Genomic DNA, 12,429 nt, shown 5'->3' with positions numbered 1-12,429 from the left:
TCGGCTTGGCGACGCTGCGCGGCTAGGATGCGCGTGCCCAAGCGTGCCGCAAGAGCCGCCAGTGCGTCGGAGGAGACATCATGAAGGTTCTACGCCGCCAGTTCCTGCAACTTGCAGCCGCTACGGCTGCGCTTCCGCTCACATTTGGAAATGCGATTGCCGAGGCCTATCCGGCGCGGCCGGTTCGCCTCGTGATCGGCTATACGCCCGGCGGTTCGGCGGACCTGACGGCGCGGCTGATGGGGCAGTGGCTGTCGGAAAAGCTCGGGCAATCCTTCATTGTCGAGAACCGGCCGGGCGGCGGGACCAACATCGCCACCGAGCAGGCGCTGCGCGCGGCGCCCGACGGTTACACGCTGCTGCTGGTCGCGCCGGCCAATGCGATCAATGCGACGCTCTACCAGAAGCTCCCCTTCGACTTCATGCGCGAGATGGAGCCGATCGCGGGCATCATTCGCTTTCCCAACGTCGTGGTGGTGCACCCCTCGCTGCCGATCAAGTCGATTCCCGAATTGATCGCCTATGCAAAGGCCAATCCCGGCAAGCTCAACATGGCGTCCTCAGGTAACGGTTCGACGATCCACATGTCGGGCGAACTGTTCAAGATGCTGACCGGCATCAACATGCAGCACGTGCCCTACCGGGGCGGCGCCCCGGCGCTCACCGATATGCTGTCCGGCGTGATGCAGGTGATGTTCGACAATCTTCCGACCTGCGCCGAGCACGTCAAATCCGGCAAGCTGCGCGGACTTGCGGTCACCAGCACGACCCGTTCGGACGTGCTTCCGGACCTGCCGCCGGTCGCCGACTTCCTGCCGGGCTATGAGGCGAGCGCCTGGTACGGCCTCGCGGCGCCGAAGAACACGCCGCCTGAAATCGTCGACAGGCTCAACAAGGCCGTCAATGAAATCCTCGCCGATCCCAAAGCCAAGGCGCGCTTTACCGAGCTCGGCGCGATCATGCAGCCGGGCTCGGCCGCCGACTTCGGCAGGCTAGTGGCCGACGAGACCGCGAAGTGGGGCAAGGTGGTCAGGTTCGCCGGCGCCAAAGTGGACTAAAGCGCGATGAGATTCGGTCGAATCGTCATCGCGCTTTAACTTGTTGTTTAAGCATGGTCTTCCCGGAAAACCGCTTCCCACTTCTCCGGATCATGCTTTAGCTTCGCGCCGTCGCGCGCGGTGGATTTTTTGAAAGCGCCGCCGCCATCGCCGATATCAGCGGCCGCATGAAGAAGGCGTCTTCGGCCGGGTAGATGTCGGTGCGCAGGCCGTGGGATTTGAGCTCGTCCGATACCGCCGGTCCGACGGAAGCGATCGGCGTACGCTCGAACCCCTGGCGCAACCTGTCCTCACAACCGCGCGCCCGTGCCACCTCGATGAGCCGACGGACCTGGCCGAGATTGGTCAACGCGATCGCGTCGATGCGGCCCCGCGCCATCTCCTCGATCGCGGTGACGATGTTGGCGTCGGCGGCCTGCGCATCATAGACATAGGGCAGCACCGGATCGACCTCGGCGCCCTGTGCCTTGATCGCGCCGATCAGGGTGGCATGATCCTTGTCCGGATAGAGCTGCAGGCCGAGCCGATGGCCGGTCAGGTCGAGCTTCGACAGCATCTCCGCGACGCCTTCCGACGTCGGCTTCTCGGTCGTCATTTGCGGTTCCAGGCCGATCTCGCGCAGCGCCCGGCCGGGCTTGGGGCCGCGGGCGAATTTGCGCGCCTTGGCGAGGCTATCGACAAACTCCCGCTCGACACCGATCCGGCGCGCGACCTTCATCAGCCGACGCAGGCCTTCGCCGGTCATCAGCACGAGGTCGTCGAGCGGCCGTTCGATGGCGCGGCGAATCCAGGCCTCGATCGGCGCCGCATCAGGCGCATCGTGGATGGTGAACATCGGACATTGCAGCACGTCGGCACCCTGTTCGGCGAGCAGGCGGGAAAACTGCGCCTCCTCGCGCGTCTCGAGGATCAGGATGCGGTAGCCGTTCAGCCGTTCAGCCATGATGGTCCCTAACAAACATTGTCGTCATTTGTTCGATTTGACCCCCGCGCCGGGATTGGCGCAAGGCCGCCTGCGGTGTAGACGAGGGCCGAAAATGATCGTTCCACCAATCTGCTCAAGCTTTGGTCAATTGGCATGCCCGACCATCAGTTCGTTTTGACCCTGTCCTGTCCGGACCGTCCGGGAATCGTCTCGGCAGTCTCGACGTTTCTCGCCCATAACGGCCAGAACATCCTGGACGCCCAGCAGTTCGATGACGTGGAGACCGGCAAGTTCTTCATGCGCGTGGTGTTCACCGCGGCCGACCTCGCGGTCGAACTCGCGGCGCTGCAGACCGGCTTTGCGGCGATCGCCGAACGCTTCGGCATGGAATGGCAGATGCGCGATCGCGCCAGCCGCCGCCGGGTGATGCTATTGGTGTCGAAGTCCGATCACTGCCTGGTCGACATCCTCTACCGCTGGCGCACCGGCGAGCTCGAAATGATCCCGACCGCTGTTGTCTCCAACCATCCGCGCGAGACCTATGGCTCGCTCGATTTCGGCGATATCCCGTTCCATCATCTGCCGGTGACGAAGGAGACCAAGCGGCAGCAGGAAGACGCGGTGTGGAAGCTGGCCCAGGACACCAAGACCGATCTCGTGGTGCTGGCCCGCTACATGCAGATCCTGTCGGACGAGATGTCGGCGCGGCTGTCGGGCCGCTGCATCAACATCCATCATTCCTTCCTGCCGGGCTTCAAGGGCGCCAAGCCCTACCACCAGGCGCATGAGCGCGGCGTCAAGCTGATCGGCGCCACCGCGCATTACGTCACCAGCGATCTCGACGAGGGGCCGATCATCGACCAGGATGTCGAGCGCATCAGCCATCGCGACAGGCCCGAGGACCTCGTGCGCAAGGGGCGCGACATCGAGCGCCGGGTGCTGGCGCGCGCGATCCGCTACCATCTTGCCGATCGCGTCATCCTGAACGGACGCAAGACCGTGGTGTTCGTGGACTGATCCGCGGTTCACTCGGCTGTCGCGCTTTGACGGCTATGGTATAGCCCTGCAACGAGGCGCTGCATGAAACTCATCCACATGAGCGACATCCATCTGACGAGGCCGGGGCGGGCGATCTTTGGTCGCGATCCCCTGCGGAATTTCGATCGCGCGCTCGATCAGGTGCTTGCCGATCATCGCGACGCTGAACTCATGGTGATCACGGGTGATCTTTCCGATCTCGGTGAGCCCGCGGACTATCATTTGCTGCGCGAGCGCCTGAGCGGATTTCCGATCCCGGTGCGGCTTTGCATCGGCAACCACGACCATCGCGCGACGTTTCTCGACGTGTTTCCCGAATGCGCCGACACGGACGGATTCGTACAAGGGGTTCACGACGCTTCCTTCGGCCGCTGCCTGCTGCTCGACACGTACGAGCCGCAGACGGCCGCCGGCAGCTTTTGCCGGACGCGGCAGGCCTGGCTGGAGCGGCAGCTAGCGGAGCATGACGGGCCATTCTTCCTGTTCATGCACCACAATCCATTCCCGACGCATATCGGTCCGCTGGACCGGATCGGGCTGCTCGATGATACCGCGTTCCGGTCGATCGTCGCGAGGCACCGAAGCAAGATCAGGCACATCTTCTTTGGTCACTGCCATTTGGTGCTCAGTGGTTCGGTTGCCGGCGTCCCCACAACCTCGCTGCGTGGAACGAACCACGCCAGCTATCCCGTGTTCGCGGACGTGCTGACCGTTGCCGATCTGCCGGAGGCCTACGGCGTGGCCTTCATGGGCGCTGACTACGTCACCGTGCACATGGTGGAGTTCGGCTACCGCGGCGAAATCCTCAGCGAGGATTCCCTCGACTAGGCTGTCCCCGGGCCCGTCACAACGCGATGAAAGCCCAGCCGTGCAGCCGGATGCTCAATGGACCGCGTCCTGCGCGGTCGAGGCCGGCTTCGCCTCGTCGCCACGCTGGGCCGCAGGCATCAGCCGCTTGCGTTCCCGATCCTGCATGAACTTGTCGTATTCCGGGGTGCCCGGCCGCGGCGGCGCATCCGCCGGCAGGCCGCCGGCCCAGGCTGGAATGGTGTCGGCCATGCCGGCCGAGAGCTTCTGGTTCATGGAACTGCATCCCCCGAGCGCGCCGGCCGCGAGCGTGAGGGCAGTCAGGACAGCGATGGGGCGCGTGACGATTGGCATTGGAAGCAGGATACAGCCCTGGTCTTTATGGATGATGATCTCGGGCGCGACCGTTCGGCTGCAATTGTGCTTGTTTGTTGACATTGCCGCTGCGTTTGTACGATCGTACAAATGAATCGAGCCGGAGCGGCGGCCTTGAATGCGCGAGACCGCTTCTCGCGGAGGCATTGAGTCTTGTGGAGCGATGTTGGTATTATGATACTTGCCTCTGCAGCCAGACCCGATCGCGTCGCGCGCGGCACACGTCCATCGTCCGATTGACAGAGGGCACGGGGAGACGCCTTGTCGCGTTGCGGCTTGGCCGTGCATGCTTGAGTTAAAACAAGGCAAGAGCCGGGACCAAGGCTCGATGCAGAAGAGCGGAAGGGGGAGGGACGTCGATGTTCAATCGTCGCAAAATGTTGCTGTGGGGCGCCGCTTCGGCCCTGCTTCCGGGGTTGTGCGCCAGCATGCCGGCGTGGGCGGACGACGCCGTCAAGATCGGGCTGATCCTGCCGATGACCGGCGGTCAGGCGTCGACCGGCAAGCAGATCGATAACGCCGTCAAGCTCTACATGCAGCAGAAGGGCGACACTGTCGCCGGCAAGAAGATCGAGATCATCCTGAAGGACGACGCCGCGGTGCCGGACAACACCAAGCGGCTTGCGCAGGAACTGATCGTCAACGACAAGGTCAATTTCATCGCCGGCTTCGGCGTGACGCCCGCGGCGCTCGCCGCGGCGCCGCTGGCGACGCAAGCCAAGATCCCGGAAGTCGTGATGGCTGCCGGCACCTCGATCATCACCGAGCGTTCGCCCTACATCGTGCGTACCAGCTTCACGCTGGCTCAGTCCTCCACCATCATCGGCGACTGGGCGGTGAAGAACGGCATCAAGAAGGTCGCGACGCTGACCTCCGACTATGCGCCCGGCAACGATGCGCTGACCTTCTTCAAGCAGCACTTCACCGCCGGCGGCGGCGAGATCGTCGAAGAGGTCAAGGTCCCGCTCGCCAATCCGGACTTCGCGCCGTTCCTGCAGCGCATGAAGGATTCCAAGCCCGACGCGATGTTCGTATTCGTGCCGGCCGGGCAGGGCGGCAACTTCATGAAGCAATATGCCGAGCGCGGGCTCGACAAGAGCGGCATCAGGGTGATCGGACCGGGCGACGTCATGGACGACGATCTGCTCAACAATATGGGCGATGCCGCGCTCGGCGCGGTGACGGCGCATCTCTATTCGGCCGCGCATCCGTCCGCGATGAACAAGGAGTTCGTCGCCGCCTACAAGAAGGCGTTCGGCAATCGCCCCGGCTTCATGGCGGTCAGCGGCTATGACGGCATCCATCTGATCTACGAGGCGCTGAAGAAGACCAATGGTGCGACCGACGGCGACAAGCTGATCGAGGCGATGAAGGGCATGAAGTGGGAGAGCCCGCGCGGCCCGATCTCGATCGATCCGGAAACCCGCGACATCGTGCAGAACATCTATATCCGCAAGGTCGAGAAGGTCGACGGCGAGCTCTACAATGTCGAGTTCGCGACCTTCGAGGCCGTCAAGGATTCCGGCAAGACCAAGAAATAGCATCGTCATCGGCGGCGTGCGCCCCGGCCCTCACCACGTCATGCCCGGCCAAAAGCGCGAAGCGCGTCTTTGCGCAGGTGTACCGGGCATCCACGTCTTTCTTCCCGGCGAGCAGAAAGACGTGGATGGCCGGGACAGGCCCGGCCATGACGATGACCTTGACGTTCGAGCTGTTGTTCTTGTTGCGTCCTCACGGCTAAGCTGACTCCATGGCCTCTATCCTCACCAACCTGTTCGACGGCGTCGCCTACGGCATGCTGCTGTTCGTGCTCGCCTGCGGGCTTGCGGTGACGCTCGGGCTGATGAATTTCGTCAACCTCGCGCATGGCGCCTTCGCGATGGCCGGCGGCTATATCTGCGCCGTGCTGGTGAATAATTCCGGCTGGCCGTTCTTCGCAGGCCTGCCGCTCGCCTTTGTCGGCAGCGCCGTGATCGGCATTGCGCTGGAGCGCACGCTGTACCGCCATCTCTATAGCCGCAGCCATCTCGATCAGGTGCTGTTCTCGATCGGTCTGGTGTTCATGTCGGTCGCGGCGGTCGACTACATCATGGGATCGTCTCGGGTCTTCATCAAGCTGCCGGCGGCGCTGGAAGGCCAGATCGACCTGTTCGGTGTCGGCATCGGCCGTTACCGGCTGATGATCGTTGTGATCTGCGGCCTGCTCACCCTGGCACTGCAACTGATCCTCGCGAAGACCCGGTTCGGCAGCCGCCTGCGCGCCGCGGTCGACGATCCGCGCGCCGCGATCGGGCTCGGCATCAACGTGCCGCAGGTGTTCGCCTTCACTTTTGCGTTCGGCTGCGGCCTCGCAGGCCTCGGCGGCGCGCTGAGCGCGGAGATCCTCGGGCTCGATCCGTATTTCCCGCTGAAATTCATGATCTACTTCCTGATCGTCGTCACCGTCGGCGGCTCCTCGTCGATCACCGGACCGTTCCTGGCGTCGCTTTTGCTCGGCATCGCCGACGTCGCCGGCAAGTATTACGTGCCGAAGCTCGGTCCGTTCGTGATCTACACCGTCATGATCGTGATCCTGCTCTGGCGTCCCAACGGCCTGTTCGGCCGTACCGCGGCGCGGTGAGGCGGGCATGACGGCGCTATCAGACGTTTCCACTCACGCTATGGCCAGCGCGCGCTGGCGGATCAGCGAGGTCGCCTTCTGGGCGCTGGCGCTCGCCTGCGCCTTCCTGTTCCCGTCGCGCTATTTGATCATGACCGACATCGTACGGCTCGGTTTGTTCGCGCTGTCGCTCGACCTGATCCTCGGCTACGCCGGCATCGTTTCGCTCGGCCACGCGGCCTTCTTCGGCGTCGGCGCCTATTCGGCCGGCTTGCTGGCGCTGCACGGCATCATCAACGAGCCCGTCATCGCGCTGGTTGCCGCCGGTCTGGTTGCGGCGCTGCTCGGTTTCCTGACCAGCTTCCTCGTCATCCGCGGCGTCGACCTGACGCGGCTGATGGTGACGCTCGGCATCGCGTTGCTGCTGGAAGCACTCGCCGAGCGCTTCTCCAACATCACCGGCGGCACCGACGGGCTGCAGGGCATCGAGATGCAGCCGATCCTCGGTCTGTTCACCTTCGACATGTTCGGCAAGACCGGGTTCTTCTACTCGCTGATTGTGCTGTTCATCCTGTTCCTGCTCGCCCGACGCGTGGTGCATTCGCCGTTCGGCCTGTCGCTGCGCGCGATCAGGAACAATCCGCTGCGCGCGGCCGCGATCGGCGTGCCGGTCAACCGCCGCCTGATCGCGGTCTATACGCTCGCCGCCCTCTATGCCGGGATCGCCGGCGCGCTGTTCACCCAGACCACGGCGCTCGCCTCGCTCGACGTGTTTTCCTTCGAACGCTCCGCCGACCTGATGCTGGTGCTGGTGATCGGCGGCACCGGCTATCTCTATGGCGGCCTGATCGGCGCCGTCGTGTTCAAGATGTTGCAGGAGTTGTTTCAGAGCATCACCCCGCAATACTGGCTGTTCTGGATCGGCCTCGTGCTGGTCGTGATCGTGCTGGTCGGCCGCGCGCGCATCCATCGCTGGGTGCTGTTCGTGCCGAACCTGATCATCCGCCAGTTCGCCGGCCGCAAGGCTGCCGTTGCGGTGCCGGAGAGCGACGCGTCATGACGATCGCGCTGGAAACCCGAGGCCTGGAAAAATCCTTCGGCGCCCTTCGCGTCACCCGCGATCTTTCGCTGAAGGTGATGCAGGGCGCCCGCCACGCGCTGATCGGGCCGAACGGTGCGGGCAAGACCACCGTGATCAACCAGCTGACCGGCGTGCTGACGCCGAACAGCGGGCGCATCCTGCTCGAAGGCAGCGACATCACCGGTCTCTCCGTGCACAAGCGGGTGCTGCGCGGGTTGTCGCGCACCTTCCAGATCAACCAGCTCTATCCCGACCTGACCCCGCTCGAAACCATCGGGCTTGCGGTCTCCGAACGGATGGGCCGCGGCGGCGACTGGTGGCGACGGATGGGGACCCGGAGCGACGTCAATGCCGAGATCGCCGATATCCTGTCGCGCTTCCATCTGCTCGACGTGATGACGGAGCTCACCTCGACCTTGCCCTATGGCAAGCAGCGCCTGCTCGAGATCGCGGTCGCGATCGCCGCGAAGCCGCGGGTGCTGCTGCTCGACGAACCCGCCGCCGGCGTGCCCGAGAGCGAGCGCCACGACATCCTCGCTGCGGTCGCAGCATTGCCGCGTGACGTCACCGTGCTGCTGATCGAGCACGACATGGACCTCGTGTTTTCGTTCGCCGACCGCATCTCGGTGCTGGTCAATGGCGGCCTGCTCACCGAGGGCGCGCCCGACGAGGTCGCGCGCGATCCGCAGGTGAAGGCGGTCTATCTCGGCGAGGCCGCCGATGCCTGATCTTCTTTCCATCCAGGGCCTGCGTGCCGGATACGGCGAGGCGGTGGTGCTGCCCGATATGTCGCTGGCGCTTGCGGAGGGCCAGGTGCTGGCGCTGCTCGGCCGCAACGGCACCGGCAAGACCACGCTGATCAATTCGATCGTCGGCATCGTCAGGCGCCTTAGTGGCAGCGTCGCGCTCGCAGGCCGCGACATCACGGCGATGCGGCCTGATCAGCGCGCCCGCGCCGGGATCGGCTGGGTGCCGCAAGAGCGCAACATCTTCCGCTCGCTGACGGTGGAAGAGAACATGACCGCGGTGGCGCAGCCCGGGCCGTGGACGGTCGAGCGGGTCTACGAGATGTTTCCGCGGCTGCAGGAACGGCGCCGCAATTTCGGCAACCAGCTGTCCGGTGGCGAGCAGCAGATGCTGGCGATCGGCCGCGCGCTGACCCTGAATCCGAAAGTGCTGCTGCTCGACGAGCCGACCGAAGGCCTCGCGCCGATCATCGTTGAGGAATTGTTAAAAGCGATCGGAACCATCACGCGCTCAGGCGGCATCTGCTCGATCATCGTCGAGCAGAACGCGCAAAAGATTCTGGGGCTCGCCGACCGCGTTGTGATATTGGAACGCGGCACGATCGTGCACGATGCCGCAAGCAGCGCGCTGAAGGCCGATCCCTCCGTCCTCGAGCGCCACCTCGGCGTCTCCGGGGCCAAGGCACATTAGAAGGCACACTAGAAGGCACACTGAAAACGTCCGGGAGTTGACCATGCAGCGAACCAAGCCTCCGTTCCGCGCCGACGAGGTCGGCAGTCTGTTGCGGCCGCCGAAGATCAAGGAGGCGCGCGCCAGATTGGAGAAGGGCGAGATCTCGGCCGACGAGCTGCGCAAGGTCGAGGACATGGAAATCGAGAAGGTCGTGCACAAGCAGGCCTCGGTCGGCCTGAAGCTTGCGACCGACGGCGAGTTCCGCCGCTCCTGGTGGCACTTCGATTTCCTCAGCCATCTGACCGGCTGTGAGCTGTTCCATCCCGACATGGGCATCCAGTTCGCCGGCGTGCAGACCCGGCACGACGCCATCAGGGTGATCGGCAAGCTGGATTTCTCCGATCATCACCCGATGCTCGATCACTTCCGCTTCCTGAAGAAGTACGCCGACCAGGCGCATGTCACGCCGAAGATGACGATCCCCTCGCCGGCGGTGCTGCATTTTCGCGGCGGCCGCAAGCTGATCTCGAAGGAGGTCTATCCGGACCTCGAGGACTTCTATCAGGATCTCGGCAAGACGTACCGCAAGGCGGTCAAGGCGTTCTACGACGCCGGTTGCCGCTATTTGCAATTCGACGACACGGTGTGGGCCTATCTGTGCTCGCAGGAGGAATTGCAGAAGTCGCGCGACCGCGGCGACAATCCGGACGGTTTGCAGGAGATCTACGCCCGGGTCATCAACTATGCGATCGCCGACCGTCCGTCCGACATGGTGATCACGACCCATGTCTGCCGCGGCAATTTCCGCTCGACCTGGATCTCCTCCGGCGGCTACGAGCCGGTCGCCGAGACCCTGCTCGCCGGCACGAATTACGACGGCTACTTCCTCGAATATGATTCCGACCGCGCCGGCGGCTTCGAGCCACTGCGCTTCCTGCCCAAGGGCAACAAGGTCGTGGTGGTCGGCGTCATCACCTCGAAGTTCGGCGAGCTCGAGAAGAAGGACGACATCAAGCGGCGGCTGGAGGAGGCATCCAAATTTGCCCCGATCGAGCAGCTCGCGGTGTCGCCGCAATGCGGCTTTGCCTCGACCGAGGAAGGCAACATTCTCTCCGAGGAAGAGCAGTGGGCCAAGCTGCGGCTCGCGGTCGAGGTCGCGAACGAGGTGTGGGGGAAGTGACGCGCTAGCGTCATTCCGGGATGGTGCGCGAGCACCAGACCCGGAATCTTGAGATTCCCCGGGGCGCAATTGCGCCCCTGAGGTTCGACGCTGCGCGTCGCCCCGGAATGACGCTGTCCCGTCGCACCATCATTGCTCCGCCAGATAGACCTCGCCGAGCAGCGACGAGTTCGACCACGGCACCTGCTTGCCCTTGGTCGCGGCGACGACCTCGGCGCGGACCCGGGTCAGCATCTGCTGCACCTCGAGGCCGGGCGTGCCGACATGGCGCGACAGCGCCGCCGAGAACGGACTGTTGGCGCCTTCGCCGTCGAGCGCGACCTGGCCCGGCGCGGTCGCAAACGCGATCAGCGTGCCGGCGCCGAGCGTCGAGCCCGATCCGAGCGAGGCGGGCGCGGCAAGGCCGGAGCCCGCTTCGATGCCGCGGCTTGGACCTGCGGAGGCCAGCTGCGGTGCCATCGGATTGTTGCGGCAGGCATCGAGGATCAGGATGTTGGTGCGGATCTGGTCGTCGAGCCCGGCCATGATGGTGTCCATGTCGACCATCGCGTCGGTCATGCGCGCGCCCGCCCTGAACTCGATGTCGACCGGCACGAGATAGTTGCGGCCGTCGACCTGCACGCCGTGACCGGCATAGTAGACCACGGCGATCTGCGACCGCGCCGCCTCGCGCAGGAAATCATTGATCGTCTTCCGCATCGTGTCGCGATCGAGATCGTGTCCCTCGGAGACGGTGAAGCCGATGTCGCGCAGGCTCCTGGCGATGGCGCGCGCATCGTTGGCCGGATTGGGCAGCGCCTTGACATGCGCATAGGCGCCGTTGCCGATCACCAGCGCGAGGCGCCGGCCGGTTGCTGCCGCCGGGGCCGCCGCGGCGGGCGGCGCCGGTGCCGGTGTCTTGACGGAAGCGGCCGGTGGCGCGGCCGGGCTGCTCTCGGCGGCCGGCGCTGCCGCGGTCTTGCGCGGTGCCGCGTCGGCCTCCTTGAGCAGCGCGAGCCGCACCTTCGCGGTGGCCTGGTTGGCCTTGCTGCCGGCATCGGACGCCACGCCTTCGAGCACCGCGGCGTAATCTTGCTTGGCGTGCGCAGCATCGCCCTTCGCTTCATAGCTGAGGCCGCGCTGGGTATAGGCCGAGATCAGCACGCTGCCGGGCGGCGTCATGATGTTGACGGGCGCTTTGGCTTTGGCGAGCCGGATGGCCTCCGACGTATCCGCAATCGCGCGCTCGATCTCGCCCTTGGCACGCCAGATCACGGCGCGGCTGATCAGCGGCTGCGGCAGCGACGGGTCGATCCTGACCGCCTCGTTGATGTCGGCGAGCGCGCCGCCGAGATCGCCGAGCGCCCGCTTCGAGGCGCCGCGGTTCTGATAGGAGAAGGCCGACTTCGGACCGGCCTTGATCGCGGCGTCATAGTCGGCGATCGCCTTGGCATAGTCGCCCTTGCTGCGATAGGCGTTGCCGCGGTTGTGAAAGATGATGCCGCTCGGCGGCCCCAGGCGCAGCGCATCGTTGAAGTCGGCGATCGCGATGTCGTACTCGCCTTTGTCGAAATAGGCTGAGCCGCGCAAATTGTAGACAGCGGTGCTGGGCTTGAGGCGCAGCGCCTCGGTGGCGTCGGATATCACCTGGGCGTAGTTGCCCTTCTTGTTCCAGCCGACCGCGCGCCAGAAATAGATGGTCGCGAGCCTCTCGCCGGAAAACACCTTCAGCGCGATGATCTTGGCGCAGGCGTCGATCATCTGGTCGGCCGGTGTGGTCTCGGTCGTGCAGAGCGGGCCGAGCTGGGAGCGCGCCTGGGCGAAACAGGGCGCCGACCAGAGCAGAGCGGCCAGGAGGGCGGGGATCAGGAGCAGGCGGCGCATCGGTCATCCGGGGGTAAAGCCGTCATGGCGATCGACGACGGCAGGGCGGTCCAAGAGACGGTCCAGGGGGCGGTCCTGACTGTT

At 64.8% G+C, this 12,429-nt stretch carries 12 protein-coding genes; 9 read left to right on the top strand and 3 right to left on the bottom strand.

What is annotated here, in order from left to right:
- Positions 1-80: 80 nt before the first annotated feature.
- Positions 81-1,058 carry a tripartite tricarboxylate transporter substrate binding protein gene (locus tag QJT82_RS16725; protein WP_028341584.1) on the top strand — a complete coding sequence of 326 codons (978 nt, stop codon included), beginning with the start codon at positions 81-83 and terminating at the stop codon, positions 1,056-1,058.
- Positions 1,059-1,155: 97 nt separating this feature from the next.
- Here the strand turns inward: QJT82_RS16725 and QJT82_RS16720 are convergent, their stop codons facing one another.
- Positions 1,156-2,001 carry a uroporphyrinogen-III synthase gene (locus tag QJT82_RS16720; protein ID WP_028341585.1) on the bottom strand — a complete coding sequence of 282 codons (846 nt, stop codon included), beginning with the start codon at positions 1,999-2,001 and terminating at the stop codon, positions 1,156-1,158.
- A 135-nt stretch (positions 2,002-2,136) separates the two neighbouring features.
- Here QJT82_RS16720 and purU point away from each other — a divergent pair, with 135 nt between their 5' ends.
- A complete protein-coding gene (gene purU / locus QJT82_RS16715; RefSeq protein WP_028341586.1) occupies positions 2,137-3,000 on the top strand; it encodes a formyltetrahydrofolate deformylase in 864 nt (287 codons plus the stop codon).
- Between the two features lie 63 nt (positions 3,001-3,063).
- Positions 3,064-3,849 carry a phosphodiesterase gene (locus QJT82_RS16710; RefSeq protein ID WP_028341587.1) on the top strand — a complete coding sequence of 262 codons (786 nt, stop codon included), beginning with the start codon at positions 3,064-3,066 and terminating at the stop codon, positions 3,847-3,849.
- A gap of 54 nt (positions 3,850-3,903) precedes the next feature.
- On the opposite strand, the gene QJT82_RS16705 is transcribed toward QJT82_RS16710, so the two are convergent.
- A complete protein-coding gene (locus QJT82_RS16705; RefSeq protein ID WP_028341588.1) occupies positions 3,904-4,182 on the bottom strand; it encodes a hypothetical protein in 279 nt (92 codons plus the stop codon).
- Between the two features lie 380 nt (positions 4,183-4,562).
- On the opposite strand from QJT82_RS16705, the gene QJT82_RS16700 reads away from it, so the two are divergent.
- The 6 genes from QJT82_RS16700 to QJT82_RS16675 all read left to right on the top strand — a co-directional run bounded on the left by QJT82_RS16700 (position 4,563) and on the right by QJT82_RS16675 (position 10,482).
- Positions 4,563-5,744, top strand: a complete 1,182-nt coding sequence (locus tag QJT82_RS16700; protein ID WP_028341589.1) for an ABC transporter substrate-binding protein — start codon at positions 4,563-4,565, stop codon at positions 5,742-5,744.
- Positions 5,745-5,953: 209 nt separating this feature from the next.
- On the top strand, positions 5,954-6,823 hold the full coding sequence (locus QJT82_RS16695; RefSeq protein WP_028341590.1) for a branched-chain amino acid ABC transporter permease: 870 nt from the start codon (positions 5,954-5,956) through the stop codon (positions 6,821-6,823).
- Positions 6,824-6,830: 7 nt separating this feature from the next.
- Positions 6,831-7,862, top strand: a complete 1,032-nt coding sequence (locus tag QJT82_RS16690; protein ID WP_028341591.1) for a branched-chain amino acid ABC transporter permease — start codon at positions 6,831-6,833, stop codon at positions 7,860-7,862.
- Positions 7,859-8,611 carry an ABC transporter ATP-binding protein gene (locus tag QJT82_RS16685; RefSeq protein ID WP_028341592.1) on the top strand — a complete coding sequence of 251 codons (753 nt, stop codon included), beginning with the start codon at positions 7,859-7,861 and terminating at the stop codon, positions 8,609-8,611. The genes QJT82_RS16690 and QJT82_RS16685 overlap by 4 nt, the downstream gene beginning before the upstream one ends.
- Positions 8,604-9,320 (top strand): ABC transporter ATP-binding protein, encoded by a 717-nt coding sequence (locus tag QJT82_RS16680; RefSeq protein ID WP_028341593.1) that lies wholly within the window; start codon positions 8,604-8,606, stop codon positions 9,318-9,320. Before QJT82_RS16685 ends, QJT82_RS16680 begins: the two co-directional genes overlap by 8 nt.
- A 43-nt stretch (positions 9,321-9,363) precedes the next feature.
- Positions 9,364-10,482, top strand: coding sequence for a cobalamin-independent methionine synthase II family protein (locus QJT82_RS16675; protein WP_028341594.1), 1,119 nt, complete (start codon positions 9,364-9,366; stop codon positions 10,480-10,482).
- A 129-nt stretch (positions 10,483-10,611) separates the two neighbouring features.
- Here QJT82_RS16675 and QJT82_RS16670 read toward each other — a convergent pair whose 3' ends face one another.
- Entirely contained in the window at positions 10,612-12,345 is a 1,734-nt protein-coding gene (locus QJT82_RS16670; RefSeq protein WP_028341595.1) for a caspase family protein, read from the bottom strand.
- Positions 12,346-12,429: the final 84 nt, after the last annotated feature.

Origin of the sequence: Bradyrhizobium sp. Mp19 (assembly GCF_029952935.1) — a bacterium.
GTDB classification, from domain to species: domain Bacteria; phylum Pseudomonadota; class Alphaproteobacteria; order Rhizobiales; family Xanthobacteraceae; genus Bradyrhizobium; species Bradyrhizobium elkanii.
The sequence above is the reverse complement of the archived record's forward strand: the minus strand, read 5'-3'. Positions and strand labels throughout refer to the sequence as shown.

Coding starts and splice junctions, on each gene's coding strand:
- QJT82_RS16720 (WP_028341585.1), bottom strand. CDS start 2,001: ATGGCTGAACGGCTGAACGGCTACCGCATCCTGATCCTCGAGACGCGC.
- QJT82_RS16690 (WP_028341591.1), top strand. CDS start 6,831: ATGACGGCGCTATCAGACGTTTCCACTCACGCTATGGCCAGCGCGCGC.
- QJT82_RS16695 (WP_028341590.1), top strand. CDS start 5,954: ATGGCCTCTATCCTCACCAACCTGTTCGACGGCGTCGCCTACGGCATG.
- purU (WP_028341586.1), top strand. CDS start 2,137: ATGCCCGACCATCAGTTCGTTTTGACCCTGTCCTGTCCGGACCGTCCG.
- QJT82_RS16725 (WP_028341584.1), top strand. CDS start 81: ATGAAGGTTCTACGCCGCCAGTTCCTGCAACTTGCAGCCGCTACGGCT.
- QJT82_RS16705 (WP_028341588.1), bottom strand. CDS start 4,182: ATGCCAATCGTCACGCGCCCCATCGCTGTCCTGACTGCCCTCACGCTC.
- QJT82_RS16700 (WP_028341589.1), top strand. CDS start 4,563: ATGTTCAATCGTCGCAAAATGTTGCTGTGGGGCGCCGCTTCGGCCCTG.
- QJT82_RS16710 (WP_028341587.1), top strand. CDS start 3,064: ATGAAACTCATCCACATGAGCGACATCCATCTGACGAGGCCGGGGCGG.
- QJT82_RS16670 (WP_028341595.1), bottom strand. CDS start 12,345: ATGCGCCGCCTGCTCCTGATCCCCGCCCTCCTGGCCGCTCTGCTCTGG.
- QJT82_RS16685 (WP_028341592.1), top strand. CDS start 7,859: ATGACGATCGCGCTGGAAACCCGAGGCCTGGAAAAATCCTTCGGCGCC.
- QJT82_RS16680 (WP_028341593.1), top strand. CDS start 8,604: ATGCCTGATCTTCTTTCCATCCAGGGCCTGCGTGCCGGATACGGCGAG.
- QJT82_RS16675 (WP_028341594.1), top strand. CDS start 9,364: ATGCAGCGAACCAAGCCTCCGTTCCGCGCCGACGAGGTCGGCAGTCTG.